The sequence below is a fragment of the Antarctobacter aquimaris genome (assembly GCF_900184945.1).
Taxonomy (GTDB): Bacteria; Pseudomonadota; Alphaproteobacteria; order Rhodobacterales; family Rhodobacteraceae; genus Maliponia; species Maliponia aquimaris.
On the sequence record NZ_FXYF01000001.1, the window covers coordinates 432488 to 457552 of the forward strand.

A 25065-nucleotide genomic window follows, 5' to 3' on the forward strand; every position below is an offset into this window, starting at 1 on the left:
CCCTTTGTGAATTCCGAATTCAGTTTTGTCATTTGTTACTCCCGGGTCAGCCGTCCGAGGCTCCAGTGAGCGGCGGCCAAGGCGATCAGGGGAAAGGCGAGACAGACCGCCAGTCCCAGCGCCTGGGGCAACTGGTGATAGCCCAGAAGGGCCTGGCGCATCAGGTCGAGCTGGTAGCTGATCGGGTTGGCCCGCACGATCGCCTCGAGCCACAGCGGCAATTCCACCACCCAGCCGCCGCCGATGGCATGGATGCCGTGCTGGCGTAGCTGATCGCGCAGGGCCTGCGGGATGTCGAGAAAGCCGATGCCGCCGACGATCCCCTTGAGCGGAAAGATCGACCCGGACAGGAAATAGAGCGGCTGGATCACCCCGTTGGACAGGCTGCCAAAACCGCGCAGCCCCTTGAGCCGCGTGGCGATCACCACCCCCACCCCGGTCAGGGCAAAGCCCATGGCGAACATCACCGCCCAGGCGGCCAGAAGCCCCGGCAGGCTGAGGGGGACGCCGATGACGGGGGCGAACAGCAGCGGGATCGAGCCCTGGAGAACGGCAATTGTCGCCCCGCCCAGCAGCTTGCCCAGCGTGACCGACACCAGCCCGGCCGGCGAGACCAGCACCTGGCGCAAGAGCCCGTGCTTGCGGTCGTAGATCAGCGCAAAGGCCGATTGCATCGACGCAAAGAGCACGTTCAGCACCATGACGCCGGGCAGGATGTATTGCGAATAGGTATAGCCCTCGATCTCGCGCAGGGTCGCGCCCAGGCCAAAGCCGAGGATCACCAGCCACAGGACGGTGCGGGAGACCCCGCCGAAGATCTGCGCCCGGTCGCACAGGCAGGCAGTGACCTCGCGCCGCCACAGCGCCGCAGTCACGCGCAGGTCAGGCGCGCCCGGGAGATGTGCCACGGCGATCATGCCCGCCTCCGGATCAGCGCGGGCCGCAGAGGCTGCGCACTGTCGCGCAGCGCCTTGCCCGTCAGGTTGAAGAACACCCCGTCGAGGCTGGTGTCGGGCGACCCGGTGTAGCGGCGCTTCAGCCCCTCGGGGCTGTCGAGCGCCACCAGGCGGCCCTTGTCGATGATGCCGACGCGGTCAAAGCTCTCGGCCTCGGTCAGCACATGCGTGGTCATCAGGACGGCCATGCCACTGCTGCGCAGCGCCGCGATGCGCGCCCAGAGGTCCAGCCGCCCCTGCGGGTCGAGCCCCAGCGTCGGTTCGTCCAGCACCAGAAGGCGTGGCCGGTGCATCAGCGCGCGCGCCAGTTCCAGCCGTCGCTTCATGCCGCCGGAAAAGCCCCGGATGGCCCTGTCGGCGGCCTCGGTCAGGCCGGCGTTGTCCAGCGCGTCGGCGATCAGGGCCGGCACGTCGCGGCGCGGCAGGGCGTAGAGCGCCGCGTGCAGGCGCAAAGTGTTGCGCGGGGTCATGCCGTCGTCCAGCGCCGGGTACTGGAACAGCACCCCCAGCATCGCCCGCACCCGGCGCGTATCCTTCAGCGCGTCGAGGCCGCCAATGGTAATCCGGCCGGTATCCGGGCGCAGCGCCGTTGTCAGCATGCCCAGCGTGGTCGACTTGCCCGCGCCGTTGGGGCCGATCAGGGCCAGGGATTGGCCTTCGGCCAGCGCGAGGCTGAGGCCGGACACCACCTCGCGCCCGCCGAACCGGCGGCCGAGGGCATGCGCTTCGAGAAGGGGGGACGTGGTCATGGGAACAGCCTTTCCCGTGTTTCGGTGAACGCCAGGCTGACCGTGGCACAGGCCGTCAGATCGCCGTCCAGCAGCGCCTCGAACCCGTCTTCGATCCGCTCGGCCTGATCTGCGGCCATGACCGACATTGGCGCCTCAAGCGCATCCTCGAAATACAGCGCCGCGACGCGGAACCAGCGCGGCTGCGCATCTTCGACCTGAGCGCAGCCCTGCGCGGCCAGCTGCGCCACGGTCTCCAGCGCGCGGGGCAGGTCGCGGCCGAGGTAGAGATCGGCATTCGCCGCGCGCTCCAGCCGGCCGACCAGTGCCTGGGCGATCACCTCGGCCGCTTCGGGGTCTGCGTCCAGCGCTTGCGGACGCTGTGCCGTCGGCATCAGCGCGTCGAGACGCGCCACCAGATCGGCCAGTTCGGCGTCCTGCGGCACCGCGTCGATCCAGGGCCGAACGGTCTGGAACAGGGCGTAAGCCGCGGCGTAGGCATCGCCCTCGGTGTCATCCCCGTCGTCGCCGTCTTCGACGGCCTCCTCGTAGGCTTCGGCCACGCCAAGTTCGGACACCAGCAGCAGGGAGGCCACCGCGGCCACCAGCGGCAGGTCCTCGGTGGGAAGGGCCACCGCCTCGCCGTCGAGCACGCGCAGCGCCAGGTCCGCGACCGCGAAGGGCCGGTCATGGAACGGCATGTTGGCATAGCTTGCCAGGGCCGGCGTCATCAGCGCCGAAAGGGCAGCGCCCAGCGCAATGCGATCAGTCCACATGGCCCACCTCGATGGAATGGGCGCCGCGACCGGCGGCGATTTCGCCGGTGACGCACATGCAAGACGTGTCAATCACGCTGACGCTGTCGCTGAGTCCGTTGGCGGTGTAGACAGTGCCGCCGTCCGGGCTGACCGTCACGCCCCAGGGGCGGCGGCCCATCTTTTCCTTGATCACATGGGCGACCGCGCCCTGTTCCGTGTCCACCACGTAGACGGCGCTGGTGCCGCCGCCGGCGACATACAGCAGGCGGCCATCGGGGCTGAGGTCGACCTCGACGGGGCGCGAGTCGAGCCCCAGCGAAATGGTGTCGATCACCCGGTGCCGGGTCACGTCGATCACCGAGATCGTGCCGCCGATCTCGGCGCTGGCATAGGCGCGGGTGCTGTCAGGCGAAAACACCACGTCGCGCGGCCGGTTGCCCACCAGCATGTGGGTCACCAACTGCAACGCCTGTGCGTCGATCACGGTCACGGTATGGCTGGTCTCGCCGGTGACATAGACCCAGCGGCCATCGGGGCTGACATCCACGCCCTCCGGTTCCACGCCGGTGGGAAAGCGGCCCAGTTCCGCGCCGGTCTCGGCGTCGATGCCCACGGCCTGCGCGACGGCCTCCAGCGCGGCCCAGATCTGCGTGCCGTCCGGGCTGATGGCGATGCGCTCGGGGTTGCCGCCGGCGCGGTAGCGGCGCAGGATTTCACCCGTGGCGACGTCGATGGCGACAATGGCATCCTCGGGCTTTTCGGACTGGGGCAGGAAGTCGCTGACGGCGACGTAGACGATGCGCCCGTCCGGCGACAGCGCCATGCCGCGCGGCCGCACGTCCCCCGGGCGGCCGGAGATCGAAACCTCGGCCTGTGGCGCGGCGCCGTCTGCGATCACGGACAGGTTCGCGCCGTATTCGTTGGACACGAACAGGCGGTAACTTTCCGAAGCCGAAGCGGCGGTTCCCAGAAGGACTGCCAGCAGTGTCAGTGCCTTGCGATGCATCTGTTTTCCTCCCTAACGACCGCACCGGCCGCGCGGCGTGATGTCGCCCAGCTGGTCGAGCCGGTCCACCGGATCGGTTCCGGGCATGTAGATGGCGGGCGATTCCCCCACGAGACGCGCGCGGTCGCGCACCGAGGCCAGGTCGCGCCCGGTGCCCGCACCGGGGTTGAGCGACACAAGGAACAGCGACTGGCGCAGCTGGTGATCCCAGGGGCGGAAACTGACGCCGATCCCCTTGTGCAGGTCGAGCACCGTGTCCTTGCGCGCCAGCCAGGCCGCCATGTCGGTGCCCTTGTCCGAGCCGGAGAACTGCGCCGCGTCAAAGGCGATCTTCATCGCCTGGTAGGCGGCCCAGCCGGTCGACTCCATCGGCCTGCCCCAGCGCGCGGCGGCGCGGGCGTTCAGCTCGCGGGCGCCGTAGGCATCCAGCGCCGGCTCCCACAAGGTTGCGCGATGGCCGGCCCCGGCGACGGGCGCGGCGGCCATGGCGGCGGCATAGAAACTGCGGGTCTGGGTGGCCGCCTCGGGAAAGGCCGCGACGGGGGTATCCAGTCCCTCGGCGGCATAGCGGGCGAGGAAATCGAGCTGCGTGACCCAGTCGGTCAGCAGCAGAACCGCGTCGGGTTTTTCGTCCCGAACGGCGTCCAGCGCCCCGGCGAAATCGCGCTGTGACACCGCCACCTCGGCGACGATCCTTGCGCCCCAGTGACGTTTGCCCAGGCTTTCGCGGGCACGTTCCAGCCGGGCCACGCCTTCGGTGTCGGGACCGTGCAGCACGACCCAGCGGCGATGGCCTGCGCGCACGTACCAGCCCGCCAGCGCGTCGAGGTACATCGCGGCGCTGGCCTCGACGTGAAAGCTTTGCGCGCCACAGTCGGACCGCAGGCTGTCGCTGGTGGCGGCGATGTTGAGAAACAGCGTGCCGGTCTCCTCGGCCACCCGAGCCAGAGCGCGGGCCTCGTCCTCGGCAAAGCCGCCGATCAGGACCTGCACCCCGTTCAGCGCCACCAGCCGACGCGCGGCGCGTTCGGCGGCCGCGCCGCCCGGTGCGTTGGCGGTGAACAGCGTGACCCGGTGGCCGAAAAGCGCGCCGTTGCGGCTCATTTCCTCTTCGCCGAACACCGCGCCCTGGCGGGCGATCTCGGCGATGTCGTCGAGGTTGGCGGCCTCCTCGGGGCGGGACGGGCCGCCCAGCGGCAGCACCGCGCCGATCCGCAGGTCATGGCCGGTGGTGGCGCCGAGCGGCGACAGCAGCGCCGGGGTGGCCAATGCGGCCCCCAGCAGGGCGCGACGGGTCAGGCGGGTCATTGGCCGATCTCCTGGGTCAACAGCGGCCGCGGCAGGGGCAGCAGCGGCACGTGCGCGTCCGCCAGCACCGCCTGGACCTCGTCCCAGCGTACGGCCAGCGCGTGGTCGATCGCGTCGCGCAGCGCCTCGTCATGCGGCCGGACGCCGATGGTCAGGGCCGCGAACATCGGCAGAAAGGGAATGTCGATCTCGGGGCTGACGGGCGTGGCCACGAGATCCTCGTGCGTCAGGTCGCCGGCCATCGGCCCCCAGAGAATGGCCAGGTCGATCTCGTCGGACAAAAGCGCATCGACGATCCGCGCCTCGGTCTCGCCGGCGGTGGCGGACGCGCCGAAATGCACCAGTCTTTCGATATGGCCGCGCCGCACCAGCGCGACCGACGGCGGCGTCGTGCGGCGCGCGCCGCCGGGCACACCGATCCGCATCCCGGCCAGGGCCGGATCCTCCAGCGACGTCACCGCGCCATCGCGGCTGACGAAGACATAGGTCGTGCGGTAGTAGGCGTGGCTGGTCAGGGTGCCGTTCTGGCCGTCGATCACGCCCATGATCGCATCGCAGGCACCTTCGTGCAGAAAGCCGCGCGCCGTGCGGCTGCGATGGTCCGGCAGCCAGACAAACCGCAGGTCTGCACCAAGCTCCTCGGCGATGATCGTGGCGATGCGATTGTCGTAGCTGGTCCCGAGGCGCGACGAATAGGGAAGCCCCGAGGGATCGGCGCAGACCGCAAACTCCCACGCCGCGGCCGGCGCGGCAAGCGCGAGCGTCAGCATCGGGATGGCGAGTTTGCGGAACATGGCCGGTCTCCTCGGGGCGCAGTCGGACAGGGAGGATTGGGGGGCGAGCGCGTCAGCCGCGCCCGCCGGGGAGGATCAGAGCGCGAACACCCAGATGGTGCCGCCCTGCGGGATCTTCGTCTCAGTGCCCATGCCGGCATCGATGTAGCCCTGGAAACGGTCGCCATCGACACCCCAGCCGGTGGTCACGGCGATGTACTGCTTGCCATCGACCTCAAAGCTGGTGGGCGGCGCGATGATCCCGCCATCGACCTGGTGTTCGAAGAGCACTTCGCCCGTCTCGGCGTCGAAGGCGCGGAACATCGAGTCTCCGGTGCCGCCGACAAAGACCAGGCCGCCCTCGGTGGACAGGACCGGGCCCCAGTTGGGCGACTTGAAGTTGACCTGCCACTTCTTCTCCAGGGTGCGGATGTCCCAGGCCTGAAGCGCGCCGATATGGTCCTTGGCCGCTTCGGTCGGCGCCATTTCCAGGCCGGAGCCAAGGTACAGCACGCCCGGCTCGTATTCGACCGGGCTGCCTTCGGCGGATCCGCAGTGGTTCTCGTTCACCGAGATGAAGACGGTGGCGAGGTTGGGATTGTAGGCTTCGGCCGGCCAGTCGCGCCCGCCCCAGGCCGAGGGGCAGAAATCGGCGCGCTTGCCGGTGCCGGCGACATGCTCGGGGTCGTAGGACGGGCGGCCGTTCTCATCGAGACCGGTGAAGACGTTCTGGAACACGTAGGGCTTGCCCTCGATGAAGTCGAAGGTGCCGCCGGTGCGGTCAAGCTTGTAGATCCAGCCATTGCGCGCGAAACGCACGGCGAGATCCTTGCCGTCCAGCGTCAGCAGCGTCGGCGGCACGACCTCGTCCCAGTCCCAGCTGTCGTTCCAGTGATACTGGAAGTGGGTCTTGATCTCGCCGCTCTTCGGGTCCAGCCCGATGGTCGAGGTGGTGTAGAGGTTGTCGCCCGGGCGCATGTCGCCGATCCAGGGCGCGGCGTTGCCCACGCCCCACATGGCCAGCCCGTTCTTGACGTCGTAGTTGCCGGTGATCCAGACCGGACCACCACCGGTCTTCCAGGTGTCGCCCGGCCAGGTGTCGGACCCCGGCTCGCCCGGGGCGGGGATGGTGAAGGTCTTCCACAGGCTGTCGCCGGTGTTGGCGTCAAAGCCCTGGACGAAGCCGCGAATGCCGAATTCGCCGCCCGAGACGCCGGCCATCACCACGCCGTCGACCACAAGCGGTGCCAGCGTGCTGTAATAGCCGTTCTGCCAGTCCTCCATCGTGGCTTCCCAGAGCTTTGCGCCGGTCTTGGCGTCGACGGCCACGACCTTGGCGTCCAGCGTCGCCATGAAGAGCTTGTCTTCCCAGAGCGCCACGCCACGGTTCGTCGGGTGAACGGGGATGATCTCCGACGGCAGCTCGTGGCGGAAACGCCAGTGCTCTGCGCCGGTCGCCGCGTCGAGCGCGATGATCTGCTGATCGGGCGTGGTCATGAACATCACGCCGTTGTTCACCAGCGCCGGGGACTGGTGCGCGGGGCGCGCCGGAAGCGCCGCGAAGTCCGACAGCTTCACGTAGGGGCCGGTGGGCAGGCTCCACGCGACCTTGAGGTCGGCCACGTTGTCCCTGGTGATCTGGGACAGCGGGCTGTGCGCCTGACCGTCATAGGTGCGGCGGGTCAGCAGCCAGTTGCCGGCCTCGGGCGCCCGGAGCCGCTCGGCGGTCACCGGCGCGTAGTCGGCGATCTCGGTCGCCTGTACCGGCAGCGCAGCGGTCAGCGCCGCCAGGGACGTGGCCAGAAGCCAGGATGTGCGTTTCATTTCAGTCTCCCTCGTTTGCCCTTGGCTTGCGGCCGGTGGGCATCCACAAAAAATCCGGGTCTCCTCAGCCCGGACAGTCTCAGCGCAGCGGCGCCACGATGCTTGCGTCGACTGGGCCATAGGCATGGCCCCAGGCGTTGCGGACGTAGGTCACGATCAGCGCGATCTCGTCGTCGCTGAGGTGGTCTTCGAAGGCGGCCATGTAGCCGGGTCCGACAAGGATCACGCTGGCCACGTACTCGGCGTCCTCCAGCATGTCGTTGCCGGCCAGCGGCTTGCCGGACTTGCCCTTGGTCCCGTGGCAGAGGCGGCAATTCTTCAGGTAGAGCGCCTCACCCTGGGCGAGCACTTCGGAGGGGACCGCGGTGTCGACGGCGACCAGGGCATCCTCGGCAGCGGCGCCGCCTTGCGGCAGGCCCATCAGGGCGACGGACAAGGCGATAGCGGACGCTGAAATCAGCGCGGTCGTGCTGGGCAGCATGATGGTCCTCCAGTTCCGAACGCTGCAGTCGGAATTCTGAATTCAATATCTCGGAGTGACCACATCCTGTCAAGCAAGCATAATTGCTGGCACTTTGCATCGTAAGAACAGAATCTTACAGAAAGTGGCGGCGACGAATCACGTGTTTGAAGCCATCCAGGCGCCGATCATGGTTCGCGCCTTTTACGTTGAATCCTGAATTCAGTATTCCGATATTGCCATCCAAGAAGGGGGCATGGCCTGGAACAAGCCCGTCGCCCGCGAGATCCGCTGCGGCATGGAAATCAACATGTACGGCCCCGGCGCGGACGATGATCGTCAGTCTGGACGCGCCTTGAACTGGAACTCCCGCTGGGCGCTGCACGCCGATGTGCGCCTGCTCCGGGGCGTGCGGCGGTTGCCGGTGGTCGCCCCGTCGCTGATCGCGCGGGACGCCGAACCGACGACCAAGGCCAGAAGCCGGCGTCAGAAAGCGGACTTCGTGCCGAACAGATGATCGGCCGCGCCCGAAGCCATCGACTGAAGCAGCGCGTTCTGCGCGCCGGTCACATGCTCGGTGGCAAGCGACACCGCGCCCTCGACATCACCGGCCACCAGCGCATCGAGGATGTGCTGGTGCTGCGCCCAGACCAGCGGGCCGCGCCTTGCGTGCAGCAGAACCCCGATCATGACCCGCCTCAGGAACAGCCAGTGCGCCTCGGCGGTGGGTTGGATCAGCGGATTGCCGGACATGTCGTAGATGAAGGTATGAAAGGCCACGTCGTGGCGCACGGCCTCGGCCGCGCTGCCGGACTTCTCCGCTCCCTTGCCGACGGCAAGGATTGCATCCCCTTCCCGCCGCAGACGCGACTGGAAACCGGGATCCGACCGCGCGCGTTCCGCCACAAGCCGCGTGGCCAACTGGTCCAAAACCAGTCGGATCTGGTAGTGATGTTCCATCCCCGCCCGGTCGATCGGCGCCACAAACAGACCGCGCCCGCCGCTTTCGACCACCAGGCCGTCATTCTTGAGCAGCAGCATCGCCTGTTGAATGGGCTGGCGGGAAACGCCCAGAGTTGCAGCAAGCTCTTCCTGGACCAGGTGCGTTCCCGGTTCGAGGATGCAGTCGCAGATGCTTTCGCGCACGGAATGGTAGACCTGTTCCGTGCGGCTTGGGACGCTTGACAGTCTCTGCACGAAAACTCCGTTTCTTTGGCACTCTGAACTCGACATTCAGAGGATCAGGTAACCACTCTTGCCGAAATTGTCACCAAAGATGCGAAACACAATTCGCAATTATTGCATGTGTGGCCGTCATCGTGCGCCGCGTCGGCGCGTCCGTTTTCCGCCGTCGCCCCAAGGGCTATTGCCTGACAACCTCGGGAATCCGCCCCGCAGGCGGGGTGTTGCGGCTGCGCTGGCTGGTCACCCGCCCGTCGATGATGGTCATCCCCACGCCGGGCAGGTTGCCCAGCTGGACCGATTCCAGGATCGTCTTGCCCGGCGCGTGCTGGGCCTGGTCCATCAGGACGAAATCGGCACACATGCCGGTCTCGATCATGCCTGTATCCAGCTCTCGCTGGCGCGCGGTGTTGCCGGTGCCAAAGCAGAACGCCACCTCGGCGGGCACGTTGCCAAGGCTCGACAGCATGGCGATCATCCGCAGGATGCCCAGCGGCTGCACACCCGATCCGGCGGGGCCATCGGTGCCCAGGATCACCTGGTCCAGCTTGCCCAGTTCGCGCGTGGTGTTCAGCGTCAGGAGGGCGGCACGCTCATTGCCGTTGTGCACGATCTCCAGCCCGGCCTTGCAGCCTTCGCACAGGCAGATGATCTGGTCGTCGGGCAGGGCGGAGTGCCCGCCGTTGATATGGCCCACCACGTCCGTTCCGGTCTCCATCACCATGTCGGCGTCGATCAGGCCCGATCCGGGGATCGACGGCCCGCCGGTGTGAATCGTGCTCTGGATGCCGTACTTGCGCGCCCAGTCGACCATCTGCCGCGCGGTCTTGCCGTCCTTGACGGTGCCAAGGCCGACTTCGCCCAGGAGTTTCACCCCGGCCTTGGCCAGGTCGGCGAAATCCTCTTCGACCATCCCGTGTTCGATGACCGGCGCGCCGGCATGGACCTTGACGCCGGAGGGGCGGAAATTCTCGTACCAGCGCTGCGAGGCGATCGCCATCGCCTTCAGCCCGACGATGTCCTTTGGCCGCCCCGGCATATGCACTTCGCCGGCCGAAATCAGCGTGGTCACACCGCCGTGCAGGGTGGAATCGATCCAGTGCAACTGCTGCTGGCGCGGGGTGTAGTCGCCCACGACCGGATGCACATGGCTGTCGATCAGGCCGGGGGCCAGGGTGCAGCCGTTGGCGTCGATCAGCGTATCGGTGCCTTCGGTGTCCATGTCGGCCTCGCGTCCCCAGGCGGTGATCTTGCCGCCGACGGCGATCAGGCAATCGGCGTCAAGGATCGGGTTCTCGATCTTGCCCGACAGCATCAGGCCGATGTTGCGGATGACAAGCTTGTGGGTCGAATCAAGCGTTTGGGGGGCTGTGTCTGCCATGGGCTCTCTCCTCTGACTTGTTAGAACGCTAACAGAAACCTTGCACCGATCAAGAGGACAACATGCGCCGGCCGGTGCAAGGTCGTCGGCAGAATATTTGTTTTCATACTAACAAAATTGCGATCAGAGATTCTGACCGAAGGAGGCCACATACCCGTTACCCGGGTTCCGCAGACGGCCCCTTTGCCAACCCGGGCGGCATGTTCGCCAAGACCGTGACCGATGTGCGGCATTGCACCGACCGCTTCTTTCGCTTTCGCATCACCTGGCCGTCGTCCTTCCGCTTTCGTCGGGTGAGCCGCACATTTGATTTGACAGCCGGGCAGGTGGCGATTTCTTATTCGTGTGCAAACAAAATTGAAGCCACCCGCAGAGGTGGTCGACAACGGGGACGCTGCGATGGGTTATCTTGTTGCCGCATCATTGTCCGAGGCGCTGGAGGCGCTGGGTGAACCGGCTGCCGCCGTGATCGCGGGCGGGACGGACTGGTTTCCCGCGCAGGGGTCCAGGCTGCCAAGGGGCGATCTGGTCGATATCACGCGCGTCCCGGGGCTGCGCGGCATCGCGCGCGACACGGGCGGCTGGCGCATCGGCGGGGCGACCACCTGGACCGACGTGATCCGCGCCAACCTGCCGCCCGCCTTCGACGGGCTCAAGGCGGCCGCGCGCGAGGTGGGGTCGATCCAGATCCAGAATGCCGGCACCATCGCGGGCAACCTGTGCAACGCCTCCCCCGCGGCCGATGGCGTGCCGCCGCTGTTGACCCTGGGGGCGGTGGTGGAGCTGGCCTCGACAGGTGGAACGCGGCGGATGCCGCTGGCGGACTTCCTGATCGGCCCGCGCCAGACCGCCCGCCAGCCCGGCGAGGTGCTGACCGCGCTGGTCATCCCCGATCTGCCCGCCGCTGCGCAGGGCGCGTTCCTCAAGCTGGGCGCGCGGCACTACCTCGTGATTTCCATCGCGATGGTCGCCGCCGTTGTCACGGTCGATCGGGGCCGTGTCGCGCAGGCTGCGGTGGCGGTCGGGTCCTGTTCGGCCACGGCGCAGCGGCTGCCCGCGCTGGAGGCGGAACTGGCAGGCCGCCGCGTTGCCGACCTGCTGGCGGCGGGGTCCGGCTTTGTCACCCCCGCGCATCTGGCGCCACTGGCGCCCATCGCAGACGTGCGCGGCAGCGCGGATTACCGGATGGAGGCGGCGGCGACGCTCTGTGCCCGCGCGGTGAAGCTGGCTTTGACACGAGGGAACCAGGGTCATGAATAGGCACACGGCGCTGGGCCTGACCGCCTTTCACCTGAATGGCCGGGCCGTCGAAGTGGCGGCCGATCCCGGCGAACGCCTGTCGCACGCCCTGCGCGAAAGGCTGGGGGCCAGGGACGTCAAGGTCGGCTGCAACGCGGGCGATTGCGGCGCCTGCACGGTCCTGGTCGATGGCGCGCCGGTCTGTGCCTGCCTGATGCCGGTGCAGCAGGCGGCCGGTGCGACGGTCGAAACGCTGGCCGGGCTGGCCAGGACCGATCCGCATGGCGAACGGCTGGTCAGCAGTTTCCAGGCGCATCAGGCCGCGCAATGCGGGATCTGCACGCCGGGCATGATGGTGTCCGCCGTGGCGCTGCTGCGCATGGTCGCGGCCCCCGATGCGGCGCAGGTGCAGGACGCGCTGGGCGGGGTGCTGTGCCGCTGCACCGGCTATCGCAAGATCATCGACGCCGTGGTCGATGCCGGCGCGGGCGGTGCGCTGCCGGCCGAAGGGTCGGGCGATGTCGGCACCGCCATCCGCCGCCTGGACGGCCTGCCCAAGGTGACGGGCACCGAGGCATTCGGCGATGACGTGGCGCCGGCGGATGCACTGGTGCTGCGGGTGATCCGGTCGCCTCATGCGCATGCCGGGTTCACCCTTGGCGATCTGGATGCCTTCCGCGCGGCCCACCCCGGGATCGTCGCGGTGCTGACCGCCGCCGATGTGCCGGGGCTCAATGCCTTTGGCGTGATCCCCGGGTTCATCGACCAGCCGGTCTTTGCCGTGGATCGCGTGCTGTTTCGTGGCGATGCGGTGGCCGCCGTGGTGGGCGAGGCTCAGGCGATGGCCCGTTTCGATCCGGCCGATTTCCCCGTGACATGGCAGGTCCGTGACGCGGTGATGGAGGTCGAGGCGGCGCTGGCCGACGGGGCGCCGCAGCTGCATCCGGGCCGGGCCAACAACATCATGTGCGGCGGCAATGTGGCCTGCGGCGATGCCGAGGCCGCGCTGGGCCGCGCCGCGGTGACGGTCGAGGGCCGGTTTGACACCAGCTTTGTCGAACATGCCTATATCGAGCCCGAGGCAGGGTTTGCCACGATGGAGGGCGATCGCGTTGTCGTTCAGGCCTGCACGCAGGCCCCGGTGATGGACCAGGACGCGCTCATGCAGATCCTGGCGCTGCCGCGCGAGCGTATCCGCATCGTGCCCACCGCCGTGGGCGGCGGCTTTGGCTCCAAGATCGACCTGTCGCTGCAACCGTTCCTGGCGATTGCCGCGATGAAGACGGGCCGCGCGGTCAGGATGACCTACGAGCGGGTCGAAACCATGCAATCCACGACAAAGCGCCACCCGGCCAGCATCACCATGCGGATCGGCGCCGACCCTGACGGGCGGCTCTGCGGCATGACCTTTGACGGGGATTTCAACACCGGGGCCTATGCGTCCTGGGGGCCCACCGTTGCCAACCGGGTGCCGATCCATGCCTCCGGCCCCTACAGGGTCGCCGATTACCGCGCCACGTCGCGGGCGGTGAACACCACCTGCGTTCCCGCCGGGGCCTTTCGCGGCTTTGGCGTGCCGCAATCGGCTGTCGCGCAGGAAAGCCTGTTCGACGACCTGGCCGACACGCTGGGCATGGACCCGCTGGAATTCCGCATCCTGAACGCGCTCGACAACGGCGTGCCCACGGTCTGCGGGCAGGTCTTTGCGCAGGGCGTCGGCATCAAGCCCTGCCTCGAGGCGCTGCGCCCCGCATGGGCTGCGGCGCAGGCGGACTGCGCGGCGTTCAATGCCGCCAACAGCGCGTCCAGGCGCGGTGTCGGACTGGCGGCGGGGTGGTATGGCTGCGGCAACACCTCGATGCCCAACCCCTCCACCATCCGCGCCGGTCTGCGCGCCGATGGCGCCGTGGTGCTGCACCAGGGCGCGATGGACATCGGGCAGGGCTCCAACACGGTGATCCCGCAGATCTTTGCCCGCGCCTTCGGGGTGCCGGTGCACCAGGTGGACCTTGTCGGGGCGGACACCGACGTGACGCCGGACGCGGGCAAGACATCGGCCAGCCGCCAGACCTTTGTGACCGGCAATGCCGCGCGGCTGGCCGGCGAGGCGCTGCGCCGCGAGGTGCTGTCGCTGGTCAACGCCGGCCCCGACGCGACCATCGCCCTTGGGCCTGGCGCGATCACCGTCACCGATGGCGCGCGCGACTTCGCCTTTGACCTGGCGCGGCTGACGCCCAATGCTGCGGGCTACGTGCTCGAGGTCGTCGAAACCTACGACCCGCCGACAAAGCCGCTGGACAGCAACGGCCAGGGCGAACCCTATGCCCAGTACGGCTATGCCGCGCACCTTGTCGTGGTCGAGGTCGACCTGGCGCTGGGGCGCGTGCGCCCCTTGCGCTTTGTCGCCGCCCATGACGTGGGCCAGGCCATCAACCCGCTGCTGGTCGAAGGGCAGGTGCATGGCGGGATCGCCCAGGGCATGGGGATGGCGCTGATGGAAGAATACATTCCCCATCGCACCGAGAACCTGCATGACTACCTGATCCCCACCATCGGCGACGTGCCACCGATCGAGACGCTGATCGTCGAGGTGCCGGATGCGCACGGACCTTACGGGGCCAAGGGGCTGGGCGAGCATGTCCTGATCCCCACCGCCCCGGCGATCCTGAATGCCATCAAACGTGCCACGGGCGCGCGGATCCGCCGCCTGCCCGCCACGCCCGCGCGGGTGCGTGCCGCGCTCAAGGAGGCTGGACATGCCTGACGACAACGCCCCCAAAACCGTATCCGAAAAGATCCGCTGCGATGCCTGTCCGGTGATGTGCTACATCGCCGACGGCAAGGCCGGCGCCTGCGACCGCTACGCCAATCACGGCGGCGACCTGGTGCGACTGGATCCGCTGACGGTGATCCAGGGCGGCGCGCAGGCGGTGGCCTTTCTCGACCAGGGCGAGAACGCGCAGGACTGGGACGGCGACGTGATCCAGGGCAACCGCACGTTTGTCACCGCCGTCGGCGCGGGCACCACCTATCCCGACTACAAGCCCGCCCCCTTCATCGTCAGCCAGCAGGTCGACGGCGTCGACATGGTCACTGTCGTCACCGAGGGCATCTTCAGCTACTGCGGCGTCAAGGTGAAGATCGACACCGACCGCCACATCGGCCCCGAGCGCGCCATCGTCCGGGTCGAGGGCGAGGCGATCGGCCATGTCATGACCGCCGAATACGGCTCCAAGATGCTGTCGCTGGGCGGGGTCGAACACCTCACCGGCGGCTCCAAGAAGGAAGGCCGCATCACCTGCGATGCGCTGATGCGCCTGTGCAACCGCGCGCCTGTCGAGATGCAGATCGACGACGGCGTGAGCGTCGTCGTGCAGGCCGGGCATGCGCCGATCATCAACGGGGTGCCGGAAAAGCTGATGCGCGTCGGCTGTGGGTCGGCCACCATCGGAATGTTTGCCAAGCAGTGGCACGGCCATGTCGACGACGTGGTCGTGGTCGATGACCACATCACCGGGGTGCTCAGCGAACACGAGGCCGGCAAGGGCCTGGGCATGGAGCCTTCGGGCATCCGCATCCGGGGCAGGCGGTCCACGCCGGGGCGCTATTTCCAGGTGGCCGAGCCGGGCATCGGCTGGGGCGGCACGGATGTCGAGGATCCGCTGACCATCCTCAAACCCGCCGATCCCAAACGCGCCTGGCCCGGTCTGCGGCTGCTGATGATCTCGACCACGGGCGAACAATGGGCCTATTACGTCCTTGACGATCAGCTGGTTCCGCGACCGGCCGAGATCACGCCGCCGCTTCTGTCGACTGCCGAACGGATCGCGGAGAACTGCGAACCCTCGCTGTGTTCGGTCCTGTTCATGGGCGGCGCGGGCGGCAGCCTGCGGGCCGGTGTCACGGAAAACCCGGTGCGCCTGACCCGCTCGGTCAAGGATGCGCTGACCTACGTGTCCTGCGGCGGGGCCGAGGCCTATGTCTGGCCGGGTGGCGGCATCACGGTGATGGCCGACGTGATGGACATGCCCACCAATTCCTTTGGCTATGTGCCCACACCCGCGCTTGTCGCGCCGATCGAGTTCACGCTGCGGCTGGCAGATTACGCGGCGCTGGGCGGGCATGTGGACCACGTCCGACCGGTCGGTGATGTGCTGACGCCCGCGATCCGCAAGGTCCTGCCGAATATCAGCCAGCCCGATCCGCATGATCCGCAGAACTACCGCTGGCGGCCCGACCGGAAGGATCGGCGCTGATGGGGCCTGTTGCCGCCTTGCTGGGCGATGGCCGGTTGCATCTGCAACACGGCCCCATCGACCTGGTGATCGGCGCCGAGCAGGACGGCACCGGCCCGGTCGCGGCCGAGGAGGCGCGGCGGACCGCCTATCGCGCGGCGCGCGACCGTTTCAAGACGGTGCTGGAGGAAATCGTCGCCGAACTGCCCCTGCTGCGCCAGCCCCTGGGCGCACAACCGCAGGGCCGGATCGCCCGCCGGATGCACCGCGCTTGCATAGAGGTCGCGCAGGGCGATTTCATCACGCCGATGGCGGCGGTGGCCGGATCGGTCGCGGACGAGGTGCTGGCCGCGATGGTGGCGGCGGGGTCGCTGACCCGCGCCCATGTGAACAACGGCGGCGACATTGCCCTGTACCTTGCGCCGGGTGCCGAATACCGCGCGGCAATCGCCGGGCTGGACGGGCAACTGGCGGGGCGCATCACCCTTGGCGCCGATGACGACATCGGCGGCGTGGCCACCAGCGGGCAGGGCGGGCGCAGCCTGAGCCTTGGCATCGCCTCGTCGGTCACGGTGCTGGCGCGCAACGCCGCCACGGCCGACGCGGCCGCCACGCTGATCGCAAACGCGGTGGACCTGCCCGGCCACCCCGCGATCAGCCGCACACCCGCCCGGGACATCTTTCCCGACAGCGATCTCGGCGCGCGTCTGGTCGTCACCCATGTCGCCGCGTTGTCGCCTGCCGACATTGCCCGCGCCCTGTCAGACGGTGCCGCCCGCGCGCAAAGGTTGATCGACGCAGGCGCCATTGCCGCCGCCGCGCTGGTTCTGCAAGGTCGGGGCGTCACGGTGGGACAATTCGAAGACAGGGCCACGGCCCGAACGGAAAGGAGCCTGCAGCATGCCTGAGGTCGAGATACGCAAATTCGCCAGCGTAGTCGAAGAGATCTTCCACGAAGGCGGCCCCCGCGCCGCCGTGCCGCTGCGCCGCGCCGCGGTGATCGCGGTGATCCGCAACCCGTTTGCAGGGTCTTACGTCGAAGACATCCAGCCCTTCATGGAAGACCTCAAGCCGCTTGGCCTGACCATGGCGCACCGGCTGGTCGACCTGCTGGGCGGGGATCCTGCGGTGGTCGAAGGCTATGGCAAGGGCGCCATCGTGGGCGCCGCCGGAGAACTGGAGCATGGCGCGCTGTGGCATGCGCCGGGCGGCTATGCCATGCGCGAGGTGCTGGGCGATGCCATGGCGATCGTGCCCTCGACCAAGAAGGTGGGCGGACCGGGGACACGCCTGGACGTGCCGATCACCCATATCAACGCCTCATACGTGCGCAGCCATTTCGACTCGATGGAACTGGGCCTGAACGACGCGCCGCGCGCCGATGAAATGGCGCTGATGCTGGTGATGACCACCGGGGCGCGGGTCCACAGCCGCGCGGGCGGACTGGCCGCCGACAAGATCACGGGAAAGGACGGGCTGAGATGAGTGCCGACATTCGCAAACTGGCCGTCTGGATCGAGGAAACCCATACCGAGATGGGCAAGCCCATCAGCCCCGCCACCCGCAAGGCAGTGGCCGTGGCCGTCATCGCCAACCCCTTTGCCGGGCGCTATGCCGAAGATCTGTCCGAGCTGATCGAGATCGGCGCCGAACTGGGCGGGCTTTTGGGGCAGCGCTGCGTTGCGGCCCTGGGGATCGACCCCGCACAGGCGCAAAGCTATGGCAAGGCCGCCATGGTGGGTGAGGCGGGCGAACTGGAACATGCCGCCGCCATCCTGCATCCCAAGCTGGGCGCGCCGCTGCGCGCGGCGGTGGAAAAGGGCGCGGCGCTGGTGCCCTCGTCGAAAAAGATGGGCGGTCCCGGACAGGTTCTGGACGTGCCTCTGGGCCACAAGGACGCGGCCTACGTGCGCAGCCATTTCGACGGTGTCGAGGTGCGGCTGAACGATGCCCCGCGCGCCGGCGAGATCATGGTGGCCGTGGCGGTGACCGACAGCGGCCGCCCGCTGCCCCGGGTGGGCGGGTTGACCCATGACCAGGCGGAAGGCAAGGACGGGCTGCGCTGAGGCGCGGCCCTACAGCTTGTCCAGCAGTTCCAGCAGCCGCTCCAGCTCGCGGCGGGTCAGATTCTGCGCCGTGGCCGCCGATATCGTGGCGGCGGTCTGCACCGCCTGCTCGGCAAATGCGCGCCCCTCGGGCGTCAGGGAGATATCCAGCCGCCGCATGTCCGAGGTGCTTTTGGTGCGCTGGACATGGCCCTTGGCGCGCAGCCGGTCGACGACGCCCTTGGTGGTGGCCGCGTCCATGCCCACCAGCCGGCCCAGCTGGTTCTGCGAGATCGCGCCCTCGTCCAGCAGCTTGGCCAGAACGGCGAATTGCGTGGGCGTGACGTCGGGCATCATCCGCAGAAAGACTTCGAGGTGTTTCTGGTTTGCCAGACGCAGCTTGAAGCCGATCTGCTCTTCCAGCCGGTAGGCCAGGGTGTCGCGGTTGTCTGTATCCATCCGGCGTTTTTCCTGCGGGGTGGACCCTTTTGGCGATCGCCTTGGCGCCCACCTTTCGGGCTTCAGTCTTTCACGAAGGGCGCCTGTGGTCCATTTCCTGATTGGGCCAACAAATTGTTTGACAGCTAACAAGTTTTTGGTGCGGAATGCCACAAAGGTCAAGCCGCGCGGCGCTGGTTCATCCATCGCCCTGTCGGACCAAGCCGGATGGATCGCCCGTGCAGCGGGCGACGCAACAGGAGGGAAAGACGATGCCGTTCGTCAGAAACGCCTGGTACGTGGCCGGATGGTCGCGTGATTTCGGTGCCGAGATCCGTGCCCTGACCATCGTTGACCAGACCTTGGCGATGTTTCGGGCCGGCGACGGCACGCTTGTCGCGCTGGAGGACCGCTGCCCGCATCGTCAGCTGCCGCTGTCAAAGGGCAAGCGGATCGGCGACACGATCCAGTGCGGCTATCACGGCATGACCTTTGACCGGACCGGCGCCTGCGTCCGTGTGCCGGGGCAGGACAACCTGCCCGCCAGCGCCTATGTGGATGCCTTCCCGGTCGAGGAACGCCACGGGATCGTCTGGGTCTGGATGGGCGACCCTGACCGCGCCGATCCCGCGACCATATTCGACCTGCCCGAATTCAGCGACCCGGCCTGGCACCTGCACCATGGCGACGCGCTGCATCTGCGGGCCAATTACCTGAACGTGGCCGAAAACCTCGTGGATCCGGCGCATGTCAGCTTTGTGCATCCCACGACGCTGGGCAGTTCGGCCTCGGAAAACGTGCCGGTGCATGTCAGCACCAAGGGCAAGACGATCACCGCCTGGCGCTGGATCCGCAATGCGCCGCCGGTGGGGTTCTTTCAGAAATTCGGCGGCTTCACCGGCAATGTGGACCGCTGGCACTATTACCATCTCTACCTGCCCAGCACGGCGGTGATCGATTTCGGCAGCGCCGACGCGGCCCTGAACCTGCCCGAGGACGAGCGTCAGAAAGGCGTGCGCATCTTTGCGCTGCATTTCGTGACCCCCGTGACCGAGGACTACACCATCGACCACTGGATGCACATCCGCAACGCGGCCGTGGGCGACGATGCGGCCTCGGCGCAGATGGACGCGATGTTCCGCATCGCCTTTGCCGAGGACAAGGAGATCCTCGAGGCGATCCACATCGAGGAACAGCGCCCGCACAAGCGCAAGCCCATTCGGATAGCCATTGACAAGGGCCCGAACGTGTTCCGCAAACGGATACGCGACCTGATCGAAGCCGAGGCAACCGAAGACCTTGGAGAACCTGTAAGATCAACCTTCGTCCAGCACGACTAAGGACCCCCAACGGAGAGGATACCTCAATGCATCGCAAGACGTTTCTGACAGGGCTGGCAGGTGCTGCGGCGCTTGCCCTAACGGGGCTTCCGGCCCTGGCACAAGACACGATCAAGATCGGCGAGATCAACCATTACAAGCGCATGGCCGCCTTTGCCGAACCCTACAAGATGGGGATCGAACTGGCGCTGGACGAGGTGAATGCCGCGGGCGGCGTGCTAGGCAAGCCGCTGGAATTCATCTTCCGCGACGACCAGGGCGATCCCGGCGAGGCCATCAAGATCGCCGAGGAACTGATGACGCGCGATGGCGCGGTGATGCTGACTGGCACCATTCTCAGCAACGTCGGGCTGGCGATCTCGTCCCTGGCGGCCGAAAAGAAATACCTCTACCTCGCGTCCGAACCGCTGGCGGATTCCATCGTCTGGGCCAGCGGCAACGATTACACCTTCCGCCTGCGCACATCGACCTACATGCAGGCCGCGATGCTGGCGGAAGAGGCCGCCAAGTCCGACGCGATCCGCTATGCCACCATCGCGCCCAACTATGCCTACGGCAAGGAGGCGGTCGAGGCCTTCAAGACGGTCCTGACCCAGCTCAAGCCCGAGGTGGAGTTCGTGACCGAACAGTGGCCCGCCCTGTTCAAGATCGACGCCGGCGCCGAGGTGCAGGCGCTGGAACGCAGCAAGCCTGACGCGGTGTTCAACGTGACCTTCGGCACCGACCTTGCGAAATTCGTGCGCGAAGGCACCACGCGGGGCCTGTTCGACGGTCGCAAGGTCTACGGGATGCTGACGGGCGAGCCCGAGTACCTTGACCCCCTGGCCGATGAGGCGCCGGTGGGTTGGGTCGTCACCGGCTATCCCTGGTATGACGTGACGGACGCCTCCAACAAGGCTTTTGTCGACGCCTACCAGGCCCGCTACAACGACTATCCGCGCATCGGATCGCTGGTGGGGTACATGACCGTGCAATCCATCGCGGCCGCGCTGGAAAAGGCCGGAAGCACCGACACCGAAGCGCTGAAGATGGCCTTCAAGGGGCTGGAAGTGGATACACCCGTCGGCCCGATCACCTATCGCGCGATCGACCACCAGGCGACGATGGGCGCCTTTGTCGGCACCATCGCGATGGAGGACGGCAAGGGCCTGATGGTGGATTGGACTTACAAGAACGGTGCCGATTACCTGCCCTCCGACGAGCAAGTCATGAAGCTGCGCCCGGCCAACTGAGCCTGCGCGACATGATTGCGGGCGGCAGCCAGTCTGCCGCCCGCGTTGCGCTGTGCTGGCGGGTTTCGCCATCCAGGCCAACCCCGGCTTCGGCCTGAGCATTCTCCAAGACATCCAGGACCAATCACATGGGTTTCTTCATCGCACAGCTTCTGACGGGGCTTGCCAATGCCGGCGCGCTGTTCATGGTCGCCTCGGGCCTGTCGCTGATTTTCGGCGTCACCCGGATCGTGAATTTCGCCCATGGGTCGTTCTACATGCTGGGCGCCTATGTCGGGTATTCGCTGATGCAGGTCCTGCCGGGGTCCGTCGGGTTCTGGGGGTCGATCGTTCTGGCCGGGGTGATCGTTGGGCTGATCGGCGTGATCGTGGAAATCTGCGTGCTGCGCCCGGTCTACCGCGCGCCCGAACTGTTCCAGCTTGTCGCCACGTTCGGGGTGATCCTGGTGATCCAGGACCTGACCCTGATGACCTGGGGGGCCGAAGACGTGCTGGGACCGCGCGCGCCGGGCCTGACCGGCGTGGTGCGGATCCTGGGCGAACCGGTGCCGAAATACGATCTTGCCCTGCTCGTGATCACGCCTTTCGTGGCGCTGGGGCTGTGGTACCTGATCACCCGCACGCGCGTCGGCGTGCTGGTGCGCGCCGCCACGCAGGACCGCGAGATGGTGGGCGCGCTGGGCGTCAACCAGTCCTGGCTGTTCACCGGCGTCTTTTTCCTGGGTTGCGCGCTGGCGGGCCTGGGCGGGGCGCTGCAACTGCCCAAGGGCGGCGCGGACCTGCTGATGGATTTCAACATCCTCACGGCGGTCTTCGTGGTCGTGGTGATCGGCGGCATGGGGTCCCTGCCGGGGGCCTACCTGGCCGCCGTGCTGATCTCGGTCCTGGGCGTGTTCGGCGTGACCTACATGCCGCAAAGCACGCTGGTCTTGATGTTCGTGATCATGGTGCTGGTGCTGATGATCCGGCCCTATGGCCTGTTCGGCCGGCCCGAGGTGGCCGGCGAGCATGGCCAGGTGGGCGAGCCGGAACGCCCGATCAAACCGGCAGGTCCGCGCGGCCGGATGATCGTGGCGGCCGGCCTTGCGCTGCTGGCCCTGCTGCCGCTCTACGGATCGAACTTCGCGCTGGTCCTGGCGACGGATATCCTGATCTTCTGCCTGTTCGCCGCCAGCCTGCACTTCATCCTTGGCCTTGGCGGTCTGGTCAGCTTTGGCCACGCGGCCTTTTTCGGCGGCGGGGCCTATGTGGCGGCCCTTCTGGTGACCTATGCCGAAACGCCGATGGAACTGGCGATGCTGCTGGCGCCGCTGGGCGCGGGGTTCGCCGCGATCATCATCGGCTGGGTCTGCCTGCGGCTGACGGGCGTCTATTTCGCCATGCTGACGCTGGCCTTTTCGCAGCTGCTGTGGAGCCTCGTGTTCCAGTGGGGCGAGGTGACGCGCGGCGATGACGGGCTGGTCAACATCTGGCCCTCGGCCTGGGCCTCGGGGACCATGGTCTATTTCTACCTGACGCTGTTGATCTGCACGGGCGGCATTCTTTTCCTGCGCCACGCCGCCCATTCGCCCTTTGGCTATGCGCTGCGCGCCGCCCGCGACAGCGCGCGCCAGGCCGAGGCGACAGGCATCGACACCAGGCGCGTGCAATGGGTGGCCTTTGCGCTGGCGGGCGCGATGGCGGGCGTCGCGGGGGGGCTGTTCGTCTTTTCCAAGGGCAGCGTCTTTCCCAACGAGCTGGAGATCGCGCGCAGCTTTGATGCACTGATCGTGGTCTTTCTGGGCGGGGTCAAGACGCTGGCAGGCGGTGTCGTGGGCGGCGCCGCGCTGGAGGGGGCCAAGGACATCCTGACCCGCTTCGAATACTGGCGCCTGGCACTGGGCGTGCTGATCATCGCGGTGGTGATCGTCGCCCCCGATGGCCTGGTCGGCACCGCCCGCAAGCTGAGCGAACGCTGGGGCCTGCTGCGCGGCGCGGAGGACGGCAAATGACGGTTGTTCTGGAGGCCAAGGGCCTGTCGAAATCCTTTGGCGCGATCAAGGCCGTGTCGGAGGTGTCCTTTGCCCTGAACAAGGGCGAGCTGCTGGCGATGATCGGCCCCAATGGCGCGGGCAAGAGCACCTGTTTCAACATGCTGATGGGCCAGCTGAAACCCAGCGCCGGCACGGTCTGGCTGAACGGGCAGAACCTGGCCGGTCTCGGCCCGCGGCAGATCTGGCGCCTGGGGGTGGGGCGGACCTTTCAGATCACCGGCACCTATGCCTCGATGACGGTCGCCGAAAACGTCCAGATGGCGCTGATCTCGCACCACCACCGGGTCTTTTCTATCCTGCCCTACGCGCACCGGCTGTTCCGGGACAAGGCGCTGGAGCTGCTGGCGCTTGTCGGCATGGCCGACCAGGGCGAACGGCATTGCGCGGTGCTGGCCTACGGCGATCTCAAGCGGCTGGAACTGGCGATAGCGCTGGCGCATGAACCCAGCCTGCTGCTGATGGACGAACCTACCGCCGGCATGGCCCCGCGCGAGCGCATCGCCCTGATGCAGTTGACCGCCGACATCGTGCGCGACCAGGGCGTGAGCGTGCTGTTTACCGAACATGACATGGACGTGGTCTTTGCCCATGCCCACCGGGTCATGGTGCTGAACCGCGGCCGATTGATCGCCAACGGCACGGTCGAGGATATCCGCAACGATCCGCGCGTGCAGGAGGTCTACCTGGGTGGCGGCACCCTGATCGACGCCGGGGAGGACGCCCATGCTTGAGATCGCGGCAGTCAACAGTTTCTACGGCAAGGCCCAGGTGCTGAGCGATCTCAGCTTTGACGTCCAGCGCGGGCAGGTGGCGGCGCTGCTGGGGCGCAACGGCGCGGGCAAGTCCACGACGATGAAATCCATCATGCAGCTGATCGTGCCGCGCAGCGGTTCGATCCGCTTCATGGGCAAGGAACTGGTGGGCCTCGCCCCGCATCGGGTGGCCAAGCTGGGCCTGGGTTACGTGCCCGAGGACCGGCGCATCTTCACCGATCTCACGGTGCTGGAAAACCTCGAGGTCGGGCGCCAGCCGCCGCGCGACGGGACCGTGACCTGGACCCGCGACATGCTCTTTGACCTGTTTCCCAACCTGGCCGAGCGGCGCAACAACCGCGGCAAGGAGATGTCGGGCGGCGAGCAGCAGATGCTGACCATCGCCCGCACGCTGATGGGCAACCCCAGCTTCGTGCTGCTGGACGAACCCAGCGAAGGCATCGCCCCGGTGATCGTCGAACAGATGGCCCGCGTGATCCTGCAACTGAAATCCGAGGGGCTGACGGTGCTGCTGTCCGAACAGAACCTGCATTTCGCCCGCGCCGTGGCCGACGTGGCGGTGATCATCGAAGGCGGGGCGCAGAAATTCTACGGCACCCTGGCCAAGCTGAAAGCCCACCCCGAGATCCGCGACGCCTATCTTTCGGTGTGACAGGCGAGCCATCGGGGCGCTGGTGCGCCGCAAGACCGGTTCGGCCCCTCCCACGCCGACAAGGCTACGAGACATATCTGGCATGCCGGTCCTGCGCGCCGCCGCTGTGCCTATGGAGCGCATGCGGTGCTCCCAAGTCGGGGCTCGGACTACGTTGCAGGTGTGCCGATCCATACGCGCGACGGGACCTTTGTCGCCGCCAATCGGCGCGTGGACGGAGCGGTTCGTCTAGCCGATGACGCTCTGAGCGGGGCCCGCCGATCAAGGCGCTGCACCACGTCAGGGGCCTGAACGACCCGCCGATTGCGGCGCTCTTGGGGGCTGGTGCTGCTGGTGGCGGTCTTTGTCATCGGCACCACGCCGGCGCCGACGTGCCTGGCACGGCGCATGTCGGACGGCATCGCCGAGCGCCCCGCCAAAGCCTTCGACAATCTCCAGTCGCGCGAGGTGGTGGCGACCCAAGGCGCCTGGATCGCTGCGTGGCCCCGCCAACGGGGGCGCCCTGGCCGCGCAACAGTGTGCGGACCGGCCAGCCGGTGGCCCCAAACCCCTCCTGCGGGGACTCCGGGGTGCAGCCGGTCATGCGGTTGCGCGAGTCCGCGCGGATGGTATGCCATTTCCTCTCGTGACCCGAACCGGGCACCGGATTGCCTTCCATGTCAAAAGGGACTGCCGCGCGCAGGTGAGATGAGACCGCATGGG

22 protein-coding genes and 1 pseudogene are annotated in these 25065 nt (G+C 67.5%); 12 read left to right on the forward strand and 11 right to left on the reverse strand.

Annotated features, from left to right (window positions below; genetic code table 11):
- Window positions 1-35 precede the first annotated feature (35 nt).
- The 8 genes from MAA8898_RS01940 to MAA8898_RS01975 form a co-directional block, all read right to left on the reverse strand.
- Window positions 36-917 (reverse strand): ABC transporter permease, encoded by an 882-nt coding sequence (locus MAA8898_RS01940; RefSeq protein WP_094019266.1) that lies wholly within the window; start codon window positions 915-917, stop codon window positions 36-38.
- Window positions 914-1705 carry an ABC transporter ATP-binding protein gene (locus tag MAA8898_RS01945; RefSeq protein ID WP_094019267.1) on the reverse strand — a complete coding sequence of 264 codons (792 nt, stop codon included), beginning with the start codon at window positions 1703-1705 and terminating at the stop codon, window positions 914-916. The genes MAA8898_RS01940 and MAA8898_RS01945 overlap by 4 nt, the downstream gene beginning before the upstream one ends.
- Window positions 1702-2460 carry a hypothetical protein gene (locus MAA8898_RS01950; RefSeq protein ID WP_141194769.1) on the reverse strand — a complete coding sequence of 253 codons (759 nt, stop codon included), beginning with the start codon at window positions 2458-2460 and terminating at the stop codon, window positions 1702-1704. Before MAA8898_RS01950 ends, MAA8898_RS01945 begins: the two co-directional genes overlap by 4 nt.
- A complete protein-coding gene (locus MAA8898_RS01955) occupies window positions 2450-3448 on the reverse strand; it encodes a beta-propeller fold lactonase family protein (protein WP_094019269.1) in 999 nt (332 codons plus the stop codon). The genes MAA8898_RS01950 and MAA8898_RS01955 overlap by 11 nt, the downstream gene beginning before the upstream one ends.
- A gap of 12 nt (window positions 3449-3460) precedes the next feature.
- Window positions 3461-4756 (reverse strand): ABC transporter substrate-binding protein, encoded by a 1296-nt coding sequence (locus MAA8898_RS01960; RefSeq protein ID WP_094019270.1) that lies wholly within the window; start codon window positions 4754-4756, stop codon window positions 3461-3463.
- On the reverse strand, window positions 4753-5550 hold the full coding sequence (locus MAA8898_RS01965; protein ID WP_094019271.1) for a type 2 periplasmic-binding domain-containing protein: 798 nt from the start codon (window positions 5548-5550) through the stop codon (window positions 4753-4755). Before MAA8898_RS01965 ends, MAA8898_RS01960 begins: the two co-directional genes overlap by 4 nt.
- 75 nt (window positions 5551-5625) lie before the next feature.
- Window positions 5626-7353, reverse strand: a complete 1728-nt coding sequence (locus tag MAA8898_RS01970) for a PQQ-dependent dehydrogenase, methanol/ethanol family (protein WP_094019272.1) — start codon at window positions 7351-7353, stop codon at window positions 5626-5628.
- A gap of 79 nt (window positions 7354-7432) precedes the next feature.
- Window positions 7433-7834 carry a c-type cytochrome gene (locus tag MAA8898_RS01975; RefSeq protein WP_094019273.1) on the reverse strand — a complete coding sequence of 134 codons (402 nt, stop codon included), beginning with the start codon at window positions 7832-7834 and terminating at the stop codon, window positions 7433-7435.
- Window positions 7835-8069: 235 nt separating this feature from the next.
- On the opposite strand from MAA8898_RS01975, the pseudogene pqqA reads away from it, so the two are divergent.
- Window positions 8070-8156, forward strand: a pseudogene (gene pqqA / locus MAA8898_RS26640) (pyrroloquinoline quinone precursor peptide PqqA); the annotation flags it as partial.
- A 143-nt stretch (window positions 8157-8299) separates the two neighbouring features.
- On the opposite strand, the gene MAA8898_RS01985 reads toward pqqA, so the two are convergent.
- Together MAA8898_RS01985 and MAA8898_RS01990 are read right to left on the reverse strand one after the other, a co-directional pair.
- Complete coding sequence (locus MAA8898_RS01985) at window positions 8300-9010, reverse strand: GntR family transcriptional regulator (protein ID WP_176445042.1); 711 nt, start codon at window positions 9008-9010, stop codon at window positions 8300-8302.
- Window positions 9011-9176: 166 nt separating this feature from the next.
- Window positions 9177-10376, reverse strand: a complete 1200-nt coding sequence (locus tag MAA8898_RS01990) for an amidohydrolase family protein (RefSeq protein WP_094019276.1) — start codon at window positions 10374-10376, stop codon at window positions 9177-9179.
- A gap of 399 nt (window positions 10377-10775) precedes the next feature.
- On the opposite strand from MAA8898_RS01990, the gene MAA8898_RS01995 reads away from it, so the two are divergent.
- The 6 genes from MAA8898_RS01995 to MAA8898_RS02020 are packed head-to-tail and all read left to right on the forward strand — an operon-like array spanning window position 10776 to window position 17916.
- Entirely contained in the window at window positions 10776-11636 is an 861-nt protein-coding gene (locus tag MAA8898_RS01995) for an FAD binding domain-containing protein (RefSeq protein WP_094019277.1), read from the forward strand.
- Window positions 11629-14379, forward strand: a complete 2751-nt coding sequence (locus tag MAA8898_RS02000) for a molybdopterin-dependent oxidoreductase (RefSeq protein WP_094019278.1) — start codon at window positions 11629-11631, stop codon at window positions 14377-14379. The genes MAA8898_RS01995 and MAA8898_RS02000 overlap by 8 nt, the downstream gene beginning before the upstream one ends.
- Window positions 14372-15871 carry a 6-hydroxynicotinate reductase gene (locus MAA8898_RS02005; RefSeq protein ID WP_094019279.1) on the forward strand — a complete coding sequence of 500 codons (1500 nt, stop codon included), beginning with the start codon at window positions 14372-14374 and terminating at the stop codon, window positions 15869-15871. The genes MAA8898_RS02000 and MAA8898_RS02005 overlap by 8 nt, the downstream gene beginning before the upstream one ends.
- On the forward strand, window positions 15871-16758 hold the full coding sequence (locus tag MAA8898_RS02010) for a UPF0280 family protein (RefSeq protein WP_094019280.1): 888 nt from the start codon (window positions 15871-15873) through the stop codon (window positions 16756-16758). Before MAA8898_RS02005 ends, MAA8898_RS02010 begins: the two co-directional genes overlap by 1 nt.
- Window positions 16751-17335, forward strand: coding sequence for an amino acid synthesis family protein (locus MAA8898_RS02015; RefSeq protein WP_094019281.1), 585 nt, complete (start codon window positions 16751-16753; stop codon window positions 17333-17335). Before MAA8898_RS02010 ends, MAA8898_RS02015 begins: the two co-directional genes overlap by 8 nt.
- Window positions 17332-17916 carry an amino acid synthesis family protein gene (locus tag MAA8898_RS02020; protein WP_094019282.1) on the forward strand — a complete coding sequence of 195 codons (585 nt, stop codon included), beginning with the start codon at window positions 17332-17334 and terminating at the stop codon, window positions 17914-17916. The genes MAA8898_RS02015 and MAA8898_RS02020 overlap by 4 nt, the downstream gene beginning before the upstream one ends.
- A gap of 9 nt (window positions 17917-17925) precedes the next feature.
- Here the strand turns inward: MAA8898_RS02020 and MAA8898_RS02025 are convergent, their stop codons facing one another.
- Window positions 17926-18354, reverse strand: coding sequence for a MarR family transcriptional regulator (locus MAA8898_RS02025; protein ID WP_094019283.1), 429 nt, complete (start codon window positions 18352-18354; stop codon window positions 17926-17928).
- A gap of 251 nt (window positions 18355-18605) precedes the next feature.
- Here MAA8898_RS02025 and MAA8898_RS02030 point away from each other — a divergent pair, with 251 nt between their 5' ends.
- The 5 genes from MAA8898_RS02030 (at window position 18606) to MAA8898_RS02050 (ending at window position 24363) form a co-directional block, all read left to right on the forward strand.
- Complete coding sequence (locus MAA8898_RS02030) at window positions 18606-19673, forward strand: aromatic ring-hydroxylating dioxygenase subunit alpha (RefSeq protein WP_094019284.1); 1068 nt, start codon at window positions 18606-18608, stop codon at window positions 19671-19673.
- Window positions 19674-19699: 26 nt separating this feature from the next.
- The gene (locus tag MAA8898_RS02035) at window positions 19700-20905 is read left to right on the forward strand and encodes an ABC transporter substrate-binding protein (protein ID WP_094019285.1); all 1206 of its coding nucleotides are present in this window, start codon (window positions 19700-19702) and stop codon (window positions 20903-20905) included.
- A gap of 128 nt (window positions 20906-21033) precedes the next feature.
- Window positions 21034-22896: an ABC transporter permease gene (locus MAA8898_RS02040; protein ID WP_094019286.1), complete on the forward strand. Its 1863-nt coding sequence runs from the start codon at window positions 21034-21036 to the stop codon at window positions 22894-22896.
- The gene (locus tag MAA8898_RS02045; RefSeq protein WP_094019287.1) at window positions 22893-23669 is read left to right on the forward strand and encodes an ABC transporter ATP-binding protein; all 777 of its coding nucleotides are present in this window, start codon (window positions 22893-22895) and stop codon (window positions 23667-23669) included. Before MAA8898_RS02040 ends, MAA8898_RS02045 begins: the two co-directional genes overlap by 4 nt.
- Entirely contained in the window at window positions 23662-24363 is a 702-nt protein-coding gene (locus MAA8898_RS02050) for an ABC transporter ATP-binding protein (RefSeq protein WP_094019288.1), read from the forward strand. The genes MAA8898_RS02045 and MAA8898_RS02050 overlap by 8 nt, the downstream gene beginning before the upstream one ends.
- Window positions 24364-25065 lie beyond the last annotated feature (702 nt).

Coding starts and splice junctions, on each gene's coding strand:
- MAA8898_RS01940 (WP_094019266.1), bottom strand. CDS start 917: ATGATCGCCGTGGCACATCTCCCGGGCGCGCCTGACCTGCGCGTGACT.
- MAA8898_RS01945 (WP_094019267.1), bottom strand. CDS start 1,705: ATGACCACGTCCCCCCTTCTCGAAGCGCATGCCCTCGGCCGCCGGTTC.
- MAA8898_RS01950 (WP_141194769.1), bottom strand. CDS start 2,460: ATGTGGACTGATCGCATTGCGCTGGGCGCTGCCCTTTCGGCGCTGATG.
- MAA8898_RS01955 (WP_094019269.1), bottom strand. CDS start 3,448: ATGCATCGCAAGGCACTGACACTGCTGGCAGTCCTTCTGGGAACCGCC.
- MAA8898_RS01960 (WP_094019270.1), bottom strand. CDS start 4,756: ATGACCCGCCTGACCCGTCGCGCCCTGCTGGGGGCCGCATTGGCCACC.
- MAA8898_RS01965 (WP_094019271.1), bottom strand. CDS start 5,550: ATGTTCCGCAAACTCGCCATCCCGATGCTGACGCTCGCGCTTGCCGCG.
- MAA8898_RS01970 (WP_094019272.1), bottom strand. CDS start 7,353: ATGAAACGCACATCCTGGCTTCTGGCCACGTCCCTGGCGGCGCTGACC.
- MAA8898_RS01975 (WP_094019273.1), bottom strand. CDS start 7,834: ATGCTGCCCAGCACGACCGCGCTGATTTCAGCGTCCGCTATCGCCTTG.
- MAA8898_RS01990 (WP_094019276.1), bottom strand. CDS start 10,376: ATGGCAGACACAGCCCCCCAAACGCTTGATTCGACCCACAAGCTTGTC.
- MAA8898_RS01995 (WP_094019277.1), top strand. CDS start 10,776: ATGGGTTATCTTGTTGCCGCATCATTGTCCGAGGCGCTGGAGGCGCTG.
- MAA8898_RS02000 (WP_094019278.1), top strand. CDS start 11,629: ATGAATAGGCACACGGCGCTGGGCCTGACCGCCTTTCACCTGAATGGC.
- MAA8898_RS02005 (WP_094019279.1), top strand. CDS start 14,372: ATGCCTGACGACAACGCCCCCAAAACCGTATCCGAAAAGATCCGCTGC.
- MAA8898_RS02010 (WP_094019280.1), top strand. CDS start 15,871: ATGGGGCCTGTTGCCGCCTTGCTGGGCGATGGCCGGTTGCATCTGCAA.
- MAA8898_RS02015 (WP_094019281.1), top strand. CDS start 16,751: ATGCCTGAGGTCGAGATACGCAAATTCGCCAGCGTAGTCGAAGAGATC.
- MAA8898_RS02020 (WP_094019282.1), top strand. CDS start 17,332: ATGAGTGCCGACATTCGCAAACTGGCCGTCTGGATCGAGGAAACCCAT.
- MAA8898_RS02025 (WP_094019283.1), bottom strand. CDS start 18,354: ATGGATACAGACAACCGCGACACCCTGGCCTACCGGCTGGAAGAGCAG.
- MAA8898_RS02030 (WP_094019284.1), top strand. CDS start 18,606: ATGCCGTTCGTCAGAAACGCCTGGTACGTGGCCGGATGGTCGCGTGAT.
- MAA8898_RS02035 (WP_094019285.1), top strand. CDS start 19,700: ATGCATCGCAAGACGTTTCTGACAGGGCTGGCAGGTGCTGCGGCGCTT.
- MAA8898_RS02040 (WP_094019286.1), top strand. CDS start 21,034: ATGGGTTTCTTCATCGCACAGCTTCTGACGGGGCTTGCCAATGCCGGC.
- MAA8898_RS02045 (WP_094019287.1), top strand. CDS start 22,893: ATGACGGTTGTTCTGGAGGCCAAGGGCCTGTCGAAATCCTTTGGCGCG.
- MAA8898_RS02050 (WP_094019288.1), top strand. CDS start 23,662: ATGCTTGAGATCGCGGCAGTCAACAGTTTCTACGGCAAGGCCCAGGTG.